Source organism: uncultured Oscillibacter sp., from assembly GCF_950073225.1.
Taxonomy (GTDB): domain Bacteria; phylum Bacillota; class Clostridia; order Oscillospirales; family Oscillospiraceae; genus Oscillibacter.
In genome coordinates this window covers 14239-31337 of record NZ_CATMPS010000009.1, presented here as the reverse complement: position 1 = coordinate 31337, position 17099 = coordinate 14239, and the positions used below count along the sequence as shown (strand labels likewise).

General features: G+C 64.7%; 11 protein-coding genes and 1 tRNA gene. 7 read left to right on the top strand and 5 right to left on the bottom strand.

Translation table 11 applies throughout. The features are described 5' to 3' along the window. The first annotated feature begins 14 nt into the window (after positions 1 to 14). The 3 genes from ygfK (at position 15) to Q1M04_RS06675 (ending at position 6583) form a co-directional block, all read left to right on the top strand. Positions 15 to 2963, top strand: a complete 2949-nt coding sequence (gene ygfK / locus Q1M04_RS06685) for a putative selenate reductase subunit YgfK (protein ID WP_297999746.1) — start codon at positions 15 to 17, stop codon at positions 2961 to 2963. 140 nt (positions 2964 to 3103) lie between these two features. After that, positions 3104 to 3949: an undecaprenyl-diphosphate phosphatase gene (locus Q1M04_RS06680; RefSeq protein ID WP_297999748.1), complete on the top strand. Its 846-nt coding sequence runs from the start codon at positions 3104 to 3106 to the stop codon at positions 3947 to 3949. A gap of 30 nt (positions 3950 to 3979) precedes the next feature. Further along, positions 3980 to 6583, top strand: a complete 2604-nt coding sequence (locus Q1M04_RS06675; protein WP_300345931.1) for a DNA translocase FtsK — start codon at positions 3980 to 3982, stop codon at positions 6581 to 6583. Positions 6584 to 6687: 104 nt separating this feature from the next. Here the strand turns inward: Q1M04_RS06675 and recG are convergent, their stop codons facing one another. Together recG and Q1M04_RS06665 are read right to left on the bottom strand one after the other, a co-directional pair. Beyond that, on the bottom strand, positions 6688 to 8736 hold the full coding sequence (gene recG / locus Q1M04_RS06670) for an ATP-dependent DNA helicase RecG (protein WP_297999413.1): 2049 nt from the start codon (positions 8734 to 8736) through the stop codon (positions 6688 to 6690). Positions 8737 to 8835: 99 nt separating this feature from the next. Next, the gene (locus Q1M04_RS06665) at positions 8836 to 9339 is read right to left on the bottom strand and encodes a dihydrofolate reductase (RefSeq protein WP_204791573.1); all 504 of its coding nucleotides are present in this window, start codon (positions 9337 to 9339) and stop codon (positions 8836 to 8838) included. Between the two features lie 265 nt (positions 9340 to 9604). On the opposite strand from Q1M04_RS06665, the gene Q1M04_RS06660 reads away from it, so the two are divergent. Then, the gene (locus Q1M04_RS06660; RefSeq protein ID WP_297999414.1) at positions 9605 to 10453 is read left to right on the top strand and encodes an AraC family transcriptional regulator; all 849 of its coding nucleotides are present in this window, start codon (positions 9605 to 9607) and stop codon (positions 10451 to 10453) included. Positions 10454 to 10472: 19 nt separating this feature from the next. Beyond that, on the top strand, positions 10473 to 11816 hold the full coding sequence (locus Q1M04_RS06655) for an MATE family efflux transporter (protein WP_297999415.1): 1344 nt from the start codon (positions 10473 to 10475) through the stop codon (positions 11814 to 11816). 39 nt (positions 11817 to 11855) lie between these two features. Here the strand turns inward: Q1M04_RS06655 and Q1M04_RS06650 are convergent, their stop codons facing one another. The 3 genes from Q1M04_RS06650 to Q1M04_RS06640 form a co-directional block, all read right to left on the bottom strand. Continuing rightward, positions 11856 to 12704: an AraC family transcriptional regulator gene (locus Q1M04_RS06650; protein WP_297999416.1), complete on the bottom strand. Its 849-nt coding sequence runs from the start codon at positions 12702 to 12704 to the stop codon at positions 11856 to 11858. A 415-nt stretch (positions 12705 to 13119) separates the two neighbouring features. Next, positions 13120 to 14088 carry a D-2-hydroxyacid dehydrogenase gene (locus tag Q1M04_RS06645; RefSeq protein WP_297999417.1) on the bottom strand — a complete coding sequence of 323 codons (969 nt, stop codon included), beginning with the start codon at positions 14086 to 14088 and terminating at the stop codon, positions 13120 to 13122. After that, complete coding sequence (locus Q1M04_RS06640; RefSeq protein ID WP_297999418.1) at positions 14085 to 15695, bottom strand: NAD(P)/FAD-dependent oxidoreductase; 1611 nt, start codon at positions 15693 to 15695, stop codon at positions 14085 to 14087. Before Q1M04_RS06640 ends, Q1M04_RS06645 begins: the two co-directional genes overlap by 4 nt. A 172-nt stretch (positions 15696 to 15867) precedes the next feature. Between Q1M04_RS06640 and Q1M04_RS06635 the strand changes: the two genes are divergently transcribed. Both Q1M04_RS06635 and Q1M04_RS06630 read left to right on the top strand, forming a co-directional pair. After that, positions 15868 to 15941 (top strand) — tRNA-Gln (locus Q1M04_RS06635). A 477-nt stretch (positions 15942 to 16418) separates the two neighbouring features. After that, positions 16419 to 17090 carry a hypothetical protein gene (locus Q1M04_RS06630; protein ID WP_297999419.1) on the top strand — a complete coding sequence of 224 codons (672 nt, stop codon included), beginning with the start codon at positions 16419 to 16421 and terminating at the stop codon, positions 17088 to 17090. Positions 17091 to 17099: the final 9 nt, after the last annotated feature.

Genomic DNA, 17099 nt, shown 5'->3' with positions numbered 1-17099 from the left:
ATGGAGGTATCACAATGTCCGAACTCATGACCCCCATCCCGTTCCGGGAACTCATGACCTGGGTAACCGCCGAGTATCAAAAGGACGGCACCGTCTTCGGCGTCCACAAGCCCTATAAGGCGGGCGTCAAGACCCTGCCCATCTTCGGCGAGAAAATCGAGACCCCCTTCGGCCCCGCCGCCGGCCCCAATACCCAATTGGCCCAGAACATCATCGCCGGCTACTTCGCCGGAGCCCGGTTCTTCGAGCTGAAAACCGTCCAGAAGATGGACGGCACGGATTTGGCCGCCTGCATCAGCCGGCCCTGCATTTTGGCGGAGGACGAGTGCTACAACTGCGAGTGGTCCACGGAGCTGTACGTCCAGCAGGCCTTTGAGGAGTATGTAAAAGCCTGGTGCGCCTGTAAAATCATGGCCAAGGTCTACGGCCTGGGCGATCCTGACGCCTTTGTCTTCAACATGTCCGTGGGCTACGACCTGGAGGGCATCCAGGGGCCCAAGGTGGACAAATTCCTCACCGAGATGGTGGACGCCTCCAAGACCCCCATCTTCCAGGAGTGCATCCGGGTCCTCAAGGAGTTCTTCCCCGCCGAAAGCGCCTTCATCGACGCCATCACGCCCCATGTCTCCGGCAGCGTCACCCTCTCCACCCTCCACGGCTGCCCGCCGGACGAGATTGAACGCATCGCCAGCTACCTGATTGAGAAGAAACACCTCCACACCTTCGTCAAGTGCAACCCCACCATTCTGAGCTACGAGACCGCCCGGTCCATCCTGGACGGCATGGGCTACGACTACATCGCCTTCGACGACCACCACTTTAACGAGGACCTCCAGTACGCGGACGCGGTGCCCATGTTCCGCCGCCTCCAGGCCCTGGCGGACAAGACCGGCGTGGAGTTCGGCCTCAAGCTCTCCAACACCTTCCCCGTGGACGTGAAGGGCGGAGAACTGCCCAGCGAGGAAATGTACATGGCGGGCAAGTCCCTCTTCCCCTTGACCACCACCATGGCGGCCCGGATTTCCAAGGAGTTCGGCGGCCGCATGCGCATCAGCTACGCCGGAGGCGCCGACGCGCTGAACATCGACAAGCTCTTTGCCCTGGGCATCTGGCCCATCACCATGGCCACCACGGAGCTCAAGCCCGGCGGCTACCAGCGCTTCGTCCAGATCGGCGACAAGCTGGACGCCCTGGAGTTCCAGCCCTTCACCGGCGTGGACGTGGCGGGCATCGAGGCCCTGGCCCTGGCGGCCCGGTCCGATAAGTACCACGTCAAGGCCGTGAAGCCCCTTCCCAGCCGTAAGCTCAGCGAGAAGGTGCCCCTGCTGGACTGCTTCACCGCTCCCTGCAAGGGCGGCTGCCCCATCGGCCAGGACATTCCCGAGTACATTGAGCTGTGCCGGAAGGGCGAGTACGCCTCCGCCCTGCGGCTCATCTGCGAGAAGAACCCCCTGCCCTTCATCACGGGCACCATCTGCGCCCACCGCTGCCAGACCAAGTGCACCCGGACCTATTACGATGATTCCGTCCAGATCCGGGCCACCAAGCTGGTGGCCGCGGAGCGGGGCTATGACGAATATCTGTCCAAGGTGAAGGCCCCCGCCCCCGCCAACAGCGGCAAGAAGGTGGCCGTCATCGGCGGCGGCCCCACCGGCATGGCGGCGGCTTACTTCGTGGGCCGGGCGGGCATCCCCGTCACCATCTTTGAAAAAGCCGATAAGCTGGGCGGCATTGTCCGCCAGGTCATCCCCGGCTTCCGCATTTCCGACGAGGCCATCGACAAGGACGCGGCCCTGGTCGCCAAGATGGGCGCGGAGATCAAGCTGAACACCCCCGCCCCCTCGGTTGCCGAGCTGAAAGCGCAGGGGTACACCCATATCTTCTTCGCCGTGGGCGCGTGGAAGGCCGGGCGGCTGGACATCCCCGGCAACGTGGTGCCCGTCATCGGCTGGCTGAAGGATTTGAAGGCCGGAAAAGACGTATCCCTGGGCCATGTTGCGGTGGTCGGCGGCGGCAACACCGCCATGGACGCCGCCCGGGCGGCCCTCCGGGCCGGGGCGAAGTCCTCCACCCTGGTGTACCGCCGGACCAAGAAGTACATGCCCGCCGACGCGGAGGAGCTGGAGCTGGCCGTTGCCGACGGCGTGAGCTTCCTGGAGCTGGTGGCCCCCGTGGAGCAGAAGGACGGCAAGCTCCGCTGCGAGAAAATGAAGCTGGGCGAGCCCGACGAGAAGGGCCGCCGGAAGCCGGAGCCCACCGGGGAATTTGTGGAAATCGAGTGCGACACCGTCATCTCCGCCGTAGGCGAGAAGGTGGAAAGCGAGCTCTTCACCGCCAGCGGCGTGGAGGTGGACGCCAAGGGTCTGCCGGACTTCCGCACCAACGTAGAGGGCGTCTACGCCGGCGGCGACGCCATGCGGGGCCCCGCCACGGTGGTGGAGGGCATCGCCGACGCCCAGTGGTTCGCAAACGCCGTCATTGGGGAGGCCCACAAGTTTGAGATTCCCGCCAAGGCCGTGGCCTCCCGGGCGGACGCCATTGCCAAGAAGGGCATTCTCTGCGAGTCCGCCAAGTGCGAGGGCGGCCGCTGCCTGACCTGCAACGTGGTGTGCCAGGTCTGCGCCGACGTGTGCCCCAACCGGGCCAACGTGGTGGTGGAGCTGCCCGACGGACGGCATGAGATTCTCCATGTGGACCGGATGTGCAACGAGTGCGGCAACTGCGCCATCTTCTGCCCCTACGACTCCGCCCCCTACCGGGATAAGTTCACCCTGTTCAAGACCCGGGAGGGCTTTGACGAGAGCGTGAACAACCAGGGCTTCCTGCCCCTGGGCGGGAGCAAGGTCCTGGTCCGGCTGGACGGGAAGGTCTTCGAGGCGGATTTGAGCGGCAAGAACGAGCTGCCCGCGGACATCGAGGTATTCATCCTCACGGTGCTGAACAAGTACACGTATCTGCTGTAAGCGTAATCTCAAACGGAGGCCGGGAAAAGTCCCGGCCTCCGCCTTTTTCCGTCTTTTTTGTCTTCTGGAAATATGACTGGAATTTACAGCCCGTCCGTGGTATACTGTATTCTGCATGAAAAAATCCCCAAGTTAGGAGTGTGAATCCCTTGACCCTGTTTTCCTCCGTCCTCCTGGGCGTCATCCAGGGGGTGACCGAGTTCCTGCCGGTGTCCAGCTCCGGCCATCTGGCCATTGCGGAGCACCTGCTGAACGTCTCCGGCGCGTCGTCGGTGCCGCCTTTTTTTGACGTGCTGCTCCACCTGGGCACCCTGTTCGCCGTATTCGCCGCTTATTGGGAGGACATCCGGGACATGATTCTGGAGTTCTTCTATGGCGTGAGCGATTTGGTTCACAGGACCACCCCCAGCCGCGTCCCCCCCGCCCGGCGGATGATTCTGCTGATCATCGCGGGCACCCTGCCTCTCTTCGCCGTGCTGCCTATCAAGGACACCATCGAATCCCTGGGGGACAACATGTACTTCGTGGCCTTCGCGCTGCTGGCCACCGGCTGCCTCCTCTTTGCCAGCGACCGCGTGCGCCGGGGGCGGAAGACGGAGAAATCCGCGACAATGCTGGACGCCCTGCTGGTGGGCGTGGGGCAGGCTGTGGCCACCTGCCCGGGGATCTCCCGGTCCGGCACCACCATCACCGCCGGGTGCTTCGTGGGCTTTGATCGGAAATTTGCCGTCCGCTACTCCTTCCTCATGTCCATCCCCGCCATTCTGGGGGCCAACATCCTAAGCCTCAAGGACGCGCTGGAGGGCGAGATCCTCTGGGCGGAGGTGCCGGTTTATCTTGTGGGCGTGGCGGTCTCCGCCGTGGTGGGCTACGCCTGCATCCGCCTAATCAAGCTGGTGGCGGACAAGGGGAAGTTCGGCTTCTTCGCCTATTACTGCTGGCTGGCGGGCATTGTCACCCTGGCCTTGATCTTCACACAGAAGTGACCAATTTCGGACTCTTGGAGGTACATAACCGTGGCTTCCTCTTCACAAAAGAAACCCGCCGCCAAAAAAACCGGCGGCAGATCCACCAAAAAGCCCCCGCAGAAGCAGCCCATCCGCCGGGAGGTTACCGGCGGCGTGCTGCTGGTGCTGGCCCTGTGCGTCTTTGTGGGCTACTTCGGCGTCAACGCCCTGTTTCTGGACTTTTTCGCCAAGCTCTTAAAGGGCCTCTTCGGCTACGGCTACTGGCTGGCGGGTCCCGCCCTGGTGCTGGCGGGGCTGATCCTGATTTTCCACCGGGGCCGCCCCGTCCAGCTGCGGACCACCTGCGCCCTGCTGCTGCCGCCGCTGTTCGGCTGCCTGACCCATCTGGTTTTCTGCAAGAAGGTCTATGAGCCCTCCTTCTTCAAGATGCTGGGGGCCATCTGGGCCGACGGCGTGGCCCTGGAGTCCGGCGGAGCCGTCTCCGGCGTGCTGGCCAACGGGTCCGCCGCCGTGTTTTCCTCCCTGGCCTCGGTGATTTTATTTACCGTTCTGTTCGTGGCCCTGCTCTTTGTGTCCCTGCGGCTGACCCTGGCGGCTTTCGCCGGCTGGCGGAATAACCGCCTGCCCTATGAGGAGCCGCCCGAGCCCGCCATCCGCCTGACCCCTGTGGACCCGCCCAAGCGCCGGGCCGCCGCCGGGCCTAAGCCCCAGATCGACATCCCCCTGGACGGCGAGGAGCGGCCCGCGAGGCCGGAGAAATCCGGGAAATTCACCGGCTTCTTCCGCCACAAGGCCGACGCCCAGCCCACGCCAGACCAGGTGCTTCAAGCGGCCCCCGCCCCAAAGCCGGAGCCCGTTCCCGAGCCCGAGCCGGAGCGCCCCCGGGCGGCCATCCCCGTGCCGCCTCCCGCGCCGGTGCCGGAGCCGGTTCCCTCCGCCGCCTCCATCCCGGTGACGCCGGAACCCTTGGCGCCCGCCCCGGAACCGGCCCGTCCGGAGCCGGTCCCTCCGGAGCCCGCCCCCGTCCAGCCGGAGAAGACCCTGCCCACGGCGGAGGCTTTCACCCGCAGCGGCAAGGCCGAGACGGCCAAGGAGGTGGCGGCTCAGACCGCCGCCGTGGCCGCGGAAATCGAGGAGAAGCTGGCGTCGGAGGAAGGGGAATACCCCTATCCGCCGGTGGATCTGCTGCACGCGAACCAGGGGGAAAACCATGTGGAGGCCGGGGCGGAGCTGCGGAACAACTCCCGCCGCCTGGCGGAGACCCTGACCAGCTTCGGCGTGGACGCCGCCCCCGGCGACGTGATCCACGGCCCCTCCGTCACCCGCTACGAGTTCATCCTGGAGCAGGGGGTCAAGCTCTCCAAAATCACCAACCTGGCGGACGACATCGCCCTGGCCCTGGGGGCCACCGGCGTGCGCATCGCCCCCATTCCCGATAAAATTTCCGTGGTGGGCATCGAGGTGCCCAACAAGCAGGTGACTCCGGTGCTCATCCGGGACGTGATTGAGTCCCGGGACTTCGCCGCCCACAAGTCCAACGTGGCCTTCGCCCTGGGCCGGGACATCGGCGGGCGGAACGTCATCGGGGACATCGGCACCCTGCCCCACGTACTCATCGCGGGCACCACCGGCTCCGGCAAATCCGTGTGCACCAACTCCTTGATCATCAGCCTCCTCTACAAGTCCACACCGGAGGACGTGCGCTTTATCATGGTGGACCCCAAGATGGTGGAGCTGGCCCCCTACAACGGCATCCCCCATCTGCTGATCCCCGTGGTGACGGACCCGAAGAAGGCCGCCGGAGCCCTCCAGTGGGCGGTGTTCGAGATGATGAAGCGCTACAAGACCTTCTCCGAGCACGGGGTCAAGAAGCTGGAGGAATTCAACCAGCTTGCCAGAACGAAGGAGGGCATAGAGCCCCTGCCCAGCGTGGTGGTGGTCATCGACGAGCTGGCGGATTTGATGCTGGTGGCCGCCAAGGAGGTGGAGGAATCCATCTGCCGGGTGGCCCAGATGGGCCGCGCCGCCGGGATGCACCTGGTCATCGCCACCCAGCGGCCCTCTGCCGACGTGATCACCGGCCTCATGAAGGCCAACATCCCAAGCCGCATCGCCTTCGCCGTGGCCTCCTCCATGGAGTCCCGGATCATCCTGGACAACGGCGGCGCGGAAAAATTAGTGGGCCGGGGCGACATGCTCTACGCCCCCCTGGGGGCCGGGAAGCCCACCCGGGTCCAGGGCTGCTTCATCACCCCGGAGGAGATCGAACGGGTGGTGTCCTTCGTCAAGCAGACCGGCGAGGCCCAGTACGACGACGACGTGATTGCCAAAATCGAGGAATCCGTCCAGGAGAAGGGCGCTAAAGCCGGAAAGCCCTCCGCCGAGCCCCAGGAGAGCGAGGAGGACGAGCTCCTCCCCGCCGCCGTGGAGGTCATTCTGGAGACGGGGCAGGCGTCCACGTCCATGCTCCAGCGGCGCTTGAAGCTGGGCTACTCCCGGGCCGCGCGCCTGGTGGACCAGCTGGAGGAGCGGGGGTATGTAGGGCCCTTCGAGGGGTCCAAGCCCCGGCAGCTCCTCATCACCAAGGAGAAATGGCAGGAGATGAAGATGGGCGGAAACCCGCCGGAGTCCTCCGCGGAAGAGGGCGAATAAAGGGCAAGCGCCGGAGAAGAATGACTTCTCCGGCGCTTGTTCGCATTTCCGCCGCGTCCGTGGCGTCCATGAGGTCCCTTCTCCGGGCCGGACGGTCTTTCCCCTCAGGAAAAAGTAAGCTCCGCCTCCGTAAACAGCTCCGCCATCCGCTCCGCCGCGGCGGGGCAGCTTTTCAGCTCCGGGTCCCGCTCCAGCAGCGCGTCCGCCGCCGCCTGGGCCTCCCGCAGGAGCTGGGCGTCACAGCCAATGTCCGCCACCCGCAGCCCCGGCAGACCGTGCTGCCGCTGGCCGAAGAAGTCCCCGGGCCCCCGGAGGCGCAGGTCCTCCTCGGCGATTTTGAAGCCGTCGGCGGTCTTCACCATAACCTTCAGCCGCCGGCGGGTCTCCTCGTTTTGGTTGTCGGAGACGAGGACGCAATAGGACTGCCACTCTCCCCGGCCCACCCGGCCCCGGAGCTGGTGAAGCTGGCTGAGGCCAAAGCGCTCCGCGTTCTCCACCACCATGACGGCGGCGTTCGGCACGTCCACCCCCACCTCGATAACGGTGGTGGACACCAGGATGTCCGTCTCCCGGGCGGCGAAGGCGGCCATCACCGCATCCTTCTCCTTGGGCTTCATCTTCCCGTGGACATAGGCCACCCGGAGGTCCGGGAAGACCTCCTTCTGGAGCTTGGCGGCGTACTCCGTCACGGCCTTCCGGTCGTCTCCGCCCTCCTCGCTCTCGGATACCTGGGGGCAGACAATGTAGGCTTGCCGCCCCTCCCCCACCAGTTTGCGCAGGAACTGATAAATCCGGGGATGGTAGCGGCTGTCCACAAAGGAGGTCTGGACGGGCCGCCGCCCCGGGGGAAGCTGGTCGATGACGGACACGTCCAAATCCCCGTAGAGGATCAGGGCCAGGGTCCGGGGGATGGGCGTGGCGGACATGACCAGGGTGTGGGGGTGGTCCCCCTTCCCCGCCAGGGCCGCCCGCTGCCCAACGCCGAAGCGGTGCTGCTCGTCCGTCACCACCAGCCCCAATCGCCGGTATTCCACCCCCCCGGTGATGAGGGCGTGGGTGCCCACCACAAAGTCGATCTCCCCCGCGGCCAGGCCCGCGGCCAGGGCCTTTTTCTCTTTCGCGGTATGGGACCCCGTGAGCAGGGCGCAGCGGACCCCCAAAGGCTCCATCAGGGGGGCCAGGCCCTCGTAATGCTGCCGGGCCAGAATCTCCGTGGGGGCCATCAGCGCCGCCTGGCGGCCGTTTTTCACCGCGAAGTACACGCAGGCGGCGGCCACCATGGTCTTGCCGCTGCCCACGTCCCCCTGGCAGAGGCGGTTCATGGGCCTGCCGGAGGCCATGTCCCCCAGGGCCTCCTCCACGCAGCGGCCCTGGGCCTCCGTCAGGGTGAAGGAGAGCGCCCTGTAAAACGGCCCCATGTCCACGGGGCGGAAGGGCTCCACCTTCACGGTCTCCCGCCGCTGCCGCAGCCGCCGGAGGCCCAGGGTGAAGAGGAACAGCTCCTCAAAGGCCAGCCGCCGCCGGGCCAGCTCCAGGGCTTGACCGCCGGCGGGGAAGTGGATGTTCTCATAGGCGTAGCCCACCCGGCAGAGCTGGTGCTCCCGCCGGACCTGGTCCGGCAGGATGTCAGGCAGAATATCCCCGCAGGCGTCCAGCCCCTGGCGGATGGACCGGGAGAGGATCATCTGGCTGACCCCGGCGGTGAGGGGGTAGACGGGGACAATGCGGCCCGTGGCCTCCCGCCGTCCCTCCGGCTCCACCACGGGATTCGCCATCCGGCGGCGGAGCAGGCTCCCCTCCGCCCTGCCATAGAAGATGTAGGTCTCCCCCGCCTGGAGGCTGTTTTTCAGCCAGGACTGGTTGAAGAAGGTCACATCCAGGGCCCCCGTCTCGTCCACCGTCCGGACCTTCACCAGGTCCAAGCCCTTGCGAATGTGGGACACCGTGGGGGGCGCGGCGACCATGGCGGCGACGCAGGCGGGTTCGCCGGGGACCAGGTCCGCGACGCGGCGGGTTTCGGTCCGGTCCTCATACCGCCGGGGGAACCAGGAAATCAGGTCCCGGAGGGTGTGAATGCCCAGCTTTCCAAGGGCCTTGGCCCGCTGCTCGCCGATGCCCTTGATATAGCGCACGTCCGTTTTCAAATCCGCCATGGGGCCGCCTCCTCTCCAGCTGGAATTGCCTCCTCATTATACCCTGGGGCAGGGGGAAAAACAAGGGACTTCCGGGTGTTCCCGAAAGTCCCCGCGGGCTCAGCCCGCCAGCTTTGTGTTCACGTATTCCAGGAAGCGGAACTTCATGCCGTCCTCCTCCATGGGCTCCCCTTCGGAGGCCACCTCCCAATTGGGCAGCTTGTCCAGGTTGGGGAAAAACGTATCCGATTCCTGCACCCGGGTCTCCACCCGCGTGAGGTACACCCGGCGGCACCGGGAGAGCAGGGCGGCGTAAATGCTGCCCCCGCCGATGATCCACAGGTTCTCCGCCTCCGGGCCCCCGGCCAGTGCCAGGGCCTTCTCCGGAGAAGGAACTCCCTCCGTCCCCTCCGGCAGGGCGGCAAGGTTCCGCGTGACGATGATATTCCGCCGCTGGGGCAGGGGAGCCCCTCCCGTGAAGAACTCCAGCCTCTCCGGACCCATAATGACGGTGCCGTTCCGGGTCAGGGAGTGGAAATGCTCCAAATCCGTGGGCAGTGAAAAGAGCAGCCCGCCGTTTCGGCCGAAAGCCCAGCGCTGGTCCGCAACTACATAAGCGTTCATACATTCACCTCATACCGTGTCGGGAATCCGGTCTTCGAAAGGACACCCCTTGTCCTTCATTATATGCTTGAATATCTTACACATAACTATAGCAAATTTCAAGAACTCCGTGTGCCCAAATTTTTCGTTTCCAGAGCCCGTGTTTTTGCCGCTTCCGCCAAAGATGGGGAAAATCTTTTTCCAGGTTTGTTGGATATTCGGGTTGCGGCAGGGCAAAAAGTGCGCTAGGATAGAGGTCGCAAACCGGGAAAGGGGGGACGGCGCCGTGTTCATTGGAGAAACCGCCAGCAAACGGGGTTACCTCAACGAGGACTTCCGCCTCTTCCATCTGAAGGACAGCCGGGCCCAGAAGGTGGACTATCACTATCACGAATTCGACAAGCTCATCCTCCTCCTGGGGGGAAAAGCGGCCTATCTGGTGGAGGGCGTCACCTACTTCCTCCAGCCCTGGGACATCCTGCTGGTCCAGCACAATCTGATTCACAGGCCCGTCATCGACCCCTCGGAGCCCTATGAGCGGGTGGTCATCTGGCTGGGCCGGGACTGGCTGGCCGCCCGGAGCGACCCCGGCGAGGCCCTGGACGCCTGCTTTGACGCCGCCCGCCGCCGGGGCTTCCACCTGCTGCGGACGGACGCGGAGCGCCGCCTCCAGTACATGGGGGCCGTCCAGCGGCTGGAGGAGGCCCTCCACTCCGCGGAGTTCGGCGCGGGGCGCATGGCGGACACCCTCTGCCAGCAGCTTTTGATAGGCGTGAACCGGGACATCCTCCGGGACCGCACCGCCCAGGAGGAGACGGACAGCTACCGGGTAGACCCCAAGATCGAGGAGATCCTGCGCTACATCACCGCCAATCTGGACGCCGATCTGACCGTCAGCGCCCTGGCGGGGCGCTTCTACCTGAGCCGCTACTACCTGATGCACCGCTTTAAGGCCGTCACCGGCTACACCATCCACCAATACATCAGCCAGAAGCGGCTCCTCCGGGCGGGAGAGCTGATCCGGGCCGGGGTGCCGGTGATGAAGGCGGCGGAGCAGGTGGGCTTTTCCGAGTACTCCACCTTCCTCCGGGCCTTTCGAAACACCTTCCACATGAATCCCAGAGAATTTCGATAGATATAGATAAGGAGCTTCCATGGAACTCAAACCTATTCAAATCGACTTTACCAACCGGGACCTCCGGCGGCTCATCGTCCCCCTGGTCATTGAGCAGCTGCTGGCCATCACCGTGGGCCTGCTGGACTCCGTCATGGTCTCCCAGGTGGGCGAGGCGGCCATATCCGCCGTGTCCCTGGTGGACACGGTGAACGTGCTGCTGGTAGGGGCCTTCGCCGCCCTGGCCACCGGCGGCGCGGCCATCGCCGGGCAGTTCCTGGGCCGCCGGGAGCGGGACAAGGCCGGCCACGCCGGAGAGCAGCTGCTGCTCTTCATGATGGAGGCTTCCCTGCTCATCATGGCCCTCTTCTACCTGGGAAAGGGCTTTGTGCTGAACGTGGTCTTCGGACAGGTGGAGCCGGACGTGGCGGCCTACGCCAACACCTATTATCTCATTGTGGAGTCCTCCACCCCCTTCCTGGCGGTCTACAGCGCCGGGGCGGCCCTCTTCCGGGTCATGGGGAACGCGAAAATTTCCATGTGGGTCTCCCTGGTGATGAACGTCATCAACGCCGGGGGGAACGCCCTTTTGATCTTCGGCCTCCGCATGGGGGTGGAGGGCGTGGCGATTCCCACGGTGGTTTCCCGGGTTTTCGCGGCGGCAGCCATGCTGGTTTTGCTCCGGCGGCCGGGCCTGGCCCTTCAGGTGGAGCGGCTGAGCCTCCGGCACGACCGCCGCATCATGCGGAACATCCTCCGCTTCGGCGTGACCAACGGCCTGGAGAGCAGCATGTTCCAGCTGGGAAAGATCCTGCTCCTCTCCACCGTCTCCGTCCTGGGCACCGCCTCCGTGGCGGCCAACGCCATCGGCAACTCCCTGGCCACCTTCCAGTGCGTGGCGGGGAACGCCATGGGCCTTGCCATCGTGACGGTGGTGTCCCAGTGCGTGGGGGCCGGGGACTACGGCAAGGCCCGGACCTACACAAAAAAGCTGATTAAGGCGGCCTATGCCGCCATGGACCTTTGCATCCTGCTGGTGTACCTGTCCATGCCTCTGGTCCTCCGGCTGTACAACGTCTCGCCGGAGGCGGAGGGCTATGCCCGGCAGATCGTCTGGCTCCACGGCTTCATGGGCATGCTGTTCTGGCCGCTGTCCTTCACCCTGCCCCAGGCCCTCCGGGCCGCGGGGGACACCCGGTTCACCATGGTGGTCTCCTCCGTCTCCATGTGGACCATGCGGGTGGGCTTCGGCGTGCTGCTGGGGCGGGTTTTAGGCTTCGGCGTCCTGGGCATCTGGATAGCCATGTTCGCGGACTGGCTCCTGCGCATCGCCTTCTTTCTCCCCCGCTTCCGGGGGCACAAGTGGGAGACCATGGCGCTGTAGCGCGGCAAAAAAACCGGACGGGAATTCCCGTCCGGTTTTTTATGGCTTTTTCTTCCCCACGAAGGACTCCCGGTATTTTTTCGGGGGCATTCCCACATGCTTGGAGAATTGGAGGTTGAAATAGTTCTGGGTCTCAAAGCCCACCTGCTCCGCAATTTTCGCCATGGGCAGGTCCGTGGCGATCAGCAGGTTCTGGGCCTCGCCGATCCGGCGGCGGAGGAGGTACTGGGTGGGGGAGTAGCCGCTGGTCTCCTTGAAGACGTGGGAGAGGTAGTAGGGGCTGACGTGGAGGGCCTTTCCCATGTCCTGGAGGGTCAGGGGCTCGCTGAAGTGCCCGTCGATGAACGCCTGGACCTGCCTGCCCAGGTTCTTGGGCTCCGGGTCCTCCCGGACCCGGGCGTCCCCGGTGAGCTGGAGGATGCGCCCCAGAAGGGCCAGGGTCAGGTGGTGGCACAGGGCCTCGCAGCCCGGGCGGTCCTCCAGCAGGTAGCGGTACATCATATCCATCAAAAGCACCAGGTCCTCCGCCTCCTCCCCCGCGTGGAAGAGGGCCGGGGCCCCGTCGGCCACAAGGGCGTTCTCCCGCAGCCCCGGCAGCCGCAGCCCGGAGATGCCCGCGCAGTAAGCGGAGATGGCGTTTTCCGGGCTGGAAAACTCGTCGTGGACCACGCCGCTGTTGTAAAGGAGCAGGTCCCCGGCCTTCACCTCATAAAAGGCCTCCCCCACCAGGAAGCGCCCCTCTCCCCCGCAGATCAGCAAAATCTCCGCCAGGTCCTGGTGGGCGTGGAGGATGCTGTGGTAGGCCCGGTCCGAGGGCAGGGTCCGGCTGACGTAGGCCAGCCGGGGCATGGTTTCCGGCGTGAAAAAGGGGCGCGCCTCCCGTTTCACAAAGCACAAAATCCGTTCGTCTGCCGCAGGGTCCTCCTTCCCTCCCCCACGGGAGCGCAAGATGTTATAAAACCGGCTGCCCCGCCCCGCCCGGGCCAGGGCCTTCCCCGGGAAATCCCGGCAAGATATTGAATGTCTTTCCCTCCGGGCCGTGGTATCATGCAATCAACCTCAAGAGAGAAGGAGGTGCCCCGGAAATGAGCACTTTGTACACGCTGCTGTTCATGGCCTTGCTGGGCGGCGCCGCTTGCATCAAGCGCTGACGCCGCAAATGATTTTATGAAAGAAGGAGGTGCCCCACATGCTGTACACGCTGTTTTCCATCGTGGTACTGGGCGGTGCCGTTTGCCTGGCCCGCTGAAAACCAAAACCTGACCGCCAAGCGGCCCCTGACCGGGGCCGCTTTTTCACATTCTCAATAGCCCCTGGCCCGGTCGATGAGGCCGTTCAGGGGCCGCCCGGCGGCGTAGTTCCCCAAGTCTTCGCAGAACATCTCCACGTTCCGGTCGCAGGTATAGCCCAGGGTCATGTTCCCCGAGACGTGGGGGGTGAGGATGATGTTCCGGGCCGTCCACAGGGGATGATCCCCGGGCAGGGGCTCCGGGTCCATCACGTCCAGGGCCGCGCCGCCTAAGTGCCCGGCGTTCAGGGCCTCCGCCAGGGGCTCCTGCTCCACGGCGGCGCCCCGGCCCACGTTCACCACGTAAGCCCCCCGGGGCAGCAGGGCAATCCGCGCCCGGTTCAGGATGTGATAGGTCTCCGCCGTGCCGGGAAGGGCCATAATGAGATTCCGGGCCTGGGGCAGCGCCTCGTCCAGCCGCGAGATGGGCAGCACCTCGTCAAACCCCTCCCGCGCCCGGCCGCTGCGGCTCAATCCGGTGATGCGGGCGGCCCCCATGCCGCGGAGCCGATCCGCCACGTTGACGCCGATGTCCCCTGTGCCCAGGATGGTAAACGTGTTGTCCCGGATGGACCGGATGGGAAGCTGGTTGCTCCAGCCCCGGCTTCGGACCACCTCTTCATACTCCGGCATCCGCCGGAGCAGCATCAGCAGCACCATGACCACATGCTCCGCGATGGTGACGCCATAGCAGTTGGAGTTGGTCAGCAGGCAGTCCGGGTTTGCGAAGAGGCCGGGGTCCTTGCAGTAGGGGTCCACCCCGGCGTAGGAGCAGCAGTACCACTTCAAAGACGCCGGGGCCGCCCGAAGAAGCTCCGGGTTGTGGGCATAGAGGATTTCACAGCCCTGGAGGCAGGCCTTCGCCTCCTCAAACTGGTCCAGGGTGAAGAAATGAGGCGTAAAGCCCAAGTCCTCCGCCGTCTCTCGAATCCGGGCCTTGTGGGCCTCGGTAAGGAACTCCTGATAAACGCAGATGTCTCTCATGACGGATCGTCTCCTTGTCGTGAATGTTTCAGCAGGGCCTCGGCGGCTTTCATGCCGTCGGCGGCGGCGGAGAGAATGCCTCCGGCGTAGCCCGCCCCCTCGCCGCAGGGGTAGAGCCCCCGGAGGGCCGACTGGCCGTCCGGGCCCCGGGAGATACGGACGGGGGAGGAGCTGCGGCTCTCCACGGCGGTGAGCACGGCGTCCGGAGCGTCATAGCCCCGGAGCTTCCGGCCCAGGATGGGCAGGGCCTCCTCCAGCGCCGCCGAGACGAAGGGAGGCAGGCACTGGTGGAGATCCGTCCACGCGACGCCGGGACGGTAGCTGGGCTTCACCCGCCCCGGTCCCCCGGAGGGGCGGCGGGCCAGGAAGTCCTCCACCCGCTGGGCAGGGGCCCGGTAGCCGCCGCCGCCCAGGGCGTAGGCCTCCTCCTCCAGCCGCCGCTGGAACGCCACCCCCGCCAAGGGGGAGCCGTCCCCGCCGAAATCCTCCGGGGTGACGTTTACCAAAATGGCCCCGTTGATGTTCTCTTTGTCCCGGGCGAATTCGCTCATGCCGTTGGTCACCACCCGTCCCGTTTCCGAGGCGGCGGCCACCACCTCCCCGCCGGGGCAGACGCAGAAGGAAAACACGCCCCGCCCGCTGGGCAGATGGCAGGAGAGCTTATAGGTGGAGGCGGGAAGGCCCGGATGCCCGGCGTACCGCCGGTACTGGGCCGCGTCGCAGTCCGCCTGGCGGTGCTCGATGCGCAGGCCCACGGCAAAGGGCTTGGCCTCCAGGGGCACGCCCCGGCGGTGGAGCATCTCGAAGGTGTCCCGGGCGGAGTGGCCCGGGCAGAGGATCAGATTCCGGCAGGGCAGGACCTCCCGCCCCGCCGGGCCGGAGAGCTCTATGGCCGTCAGCGCCCCGTTTTCCATCCGCAGGTCCTCCAGCCGGGTCTGAAAACGGATGTCCGCCCCCAGGGCGGTCAGCTCCCGGCGGAGGTTTTGGAGGACCTTGTAGAGGTAATCCGTGCCCACATGGGGCTTGGCGTCAATGAGGATGTCCCCCGGCGCGCCGCAGGCAGCCAGGCGCTCCAGGATGAAGCGGTGGCGGAGGTCCTTGGTGCCGGTAGACAGCTTCCCGTCGGAAAAGGCCCCGGCCCCGCCCTCGCCGAACTGGACGTTGGACTCCGTGTCCAGGGCCCCGGAGGCCCAGAACCGCTCCACATCTGCCCGGCGGGCCTCCACAGGGCGGCCCCGCTCCAGGAGGATGGGCCTCTGGCCCGCCTCCGCCAGCGCCAGGGCGGCGAAGAGCCCCGCGGGGCCCGCGCCCGCCACCACCGGCGGAATCTCCGGCGGAGGCAGGGCCTCCGGCAGGCGGTAGGCCGGTCCCGGCTCCCAGCGGCTGACTTTCCGGCCCCGGCAGCGGCGGAGGACAGCGGCCTCGTTTTCCACCAAGACCGCCAGGGTATACGTCAGGGCCGCGTCCTCCCGGGCATCCACGCTGCGGCGCAGGACCCGGAGGTCCCGAAGGTCCGCCGGGCGGAGGCGCAGCAGCTTCGCGGCCCGAGCGCGGAGGTCCTCCTCCCCGCCGCCGGGGGAAAGGCGGACGCCCTCTAGCAGTATCATGTGCGAGGCTCCTTTCTTTGGGAATGTGGGCTCTATTATAGCACAGTTCCGTCTCCGGGCGGAAGGGGGAACGGCCGGATTTTTCCCCAAAAAAGAAATTTGGGAAAAAATTTGAAAACCCCTTGACAAGGCGGAGATTTTTAGTATAATAATAGCTGTTCCACGGCAATACAGCGGGTTTGTGTAAAGGTAGCACAGCAGACTCTGACTCTGTATGTGAGGGTTCGAATCCTTCACCCGCTGCCATAAAGGTGAAACAATCTGGATATTCTAGGCTGAACGCTTAGAGTCCCAATTGTTTCACCTTTTTGTTTTTTGGGATTTCAAAATCCCGCAAAATGGATTTTTTCAGGGTTTCGGCACGACTGGAGGGGTTCGAACTCCCCCTTTTTGCAGACAAGCGGCTATTTAAACGCCTGTGCCCTTTTTCAGACGCCGCATTCCCCCCTCTTTTCACAAGATCACAATACACGAAATTTTGACGCCGGATTTGTTGGCTATGCACAGCCAACCGTCCGGCGCCCTTTTTGTATCACAGGTTGACGAAAAAGGGCGCTGGAATATTTCCACCAAAAACTATGCCAAAATTAGTTGAATATAGTGAATAGCCGTACAGACCGGCTTGTGATACTCTTACTGCTGCTTCACCCGCAAATCTACGAGAGGAGTTGAATCCATGGCTGCCTATTCCATTAAGGAAATGAACCGCTAAGGAGGATGAACGTGGCATACCGAAAAGTATATTTCCGCATCCAAGCATACGCCTATGGTTACGGTTACGGCTGTAACTCCGACTGGTCAAACGAGGCGGACGAGGCCGCATTTGAGCAGGAGTGCCGCAGCCTGTTTCAACAGCTGGGATGGACGCTCCACCCAGGCTCCAACGGAGTCTGCGATACGGCCGCAAAGGACCGGCAGGACCTCTACCTGCACCCGACCAGCTTCAGCGGCGTGATGGAAGAGGCAAATATCCAGCCTCTGCAAGAGCGGCTGTCAAAAGGCAAGACCTTCCGATGCTATGCTGTAGACTGCTGCGAAGAATACGCCGATCTGAGTGATGAGGAATACCGCGCTGTGCTGGAGGCCAAGCATGAGGAGATCACGGCCTTCATCCTGGAACATTGCAGGACCAAGCGAACCAATCTTTACATCACCGATCCTGTCGCGGCGCGCTTCGCGGAGCACTTTGAGATCCTCCGCCTCTGTGACCGGGAACGGCACAATGCAGTGGGGAACCGATTCATGTCTGAGCTGATCAACCGACTGCTCCAGGAGGGACGGCTGGTTTCTGCGGAAACAACCCACGGTGCGGGCATCCGCACTGCCACAGCAAGGGAATTGAAAGACTACCGCAAGCCTGTGGAGCAAGTCATTGGTCAGATCACCATGATGTAGGGGATGAAA

Excerpts from the sequence above, each read along its gene's own strand:
- ygfK (WP_297999746.1), top strand. The coding sequence starts at position 15 with ATGTCCGAACTCATGACCCCCATCCCGTTCCGGGAACTCATGACCTGG.
- recG (WP_297999413.1), bottom strand. The coding sequence starts at position 8,736 with ATGGCGGATTTGAAAACGGACGTGCGCTATATCAAGGGCATCGGCGAG.
- Q1M04_RS06665 (WP_204791573.1), bottom strand. The coding sequence starts at position 9,339 with ATGAACGCTTATGTAGTTGCGGACCAGCGCTGGGCTTTCGGCCGAAAC.
- Q1M04_RS06655 (WP_297999415.1), top strand. The coding sequence starts at position 10,473 with ATGGAACTCAAACCTATTCAAATCGACTTTACCAACCGGGACCTCCGG.
- Q1M04_RS06645 (WP_297999417.1), bottom strand. The coding sequence starts at position 14,088 with ATGAGAGACATCTGCGTTTATCAGGAGTTCCTTACCGAGGCCCACAAG.
- Q1M04_RS06640 (WP_297999418.1), bottom strand. The coding sequence starts at position 15,695 with ATGATACTGCTAGAGGGCGTCCGCCTTTCCCCCGGCGGCGGGGAGGAG.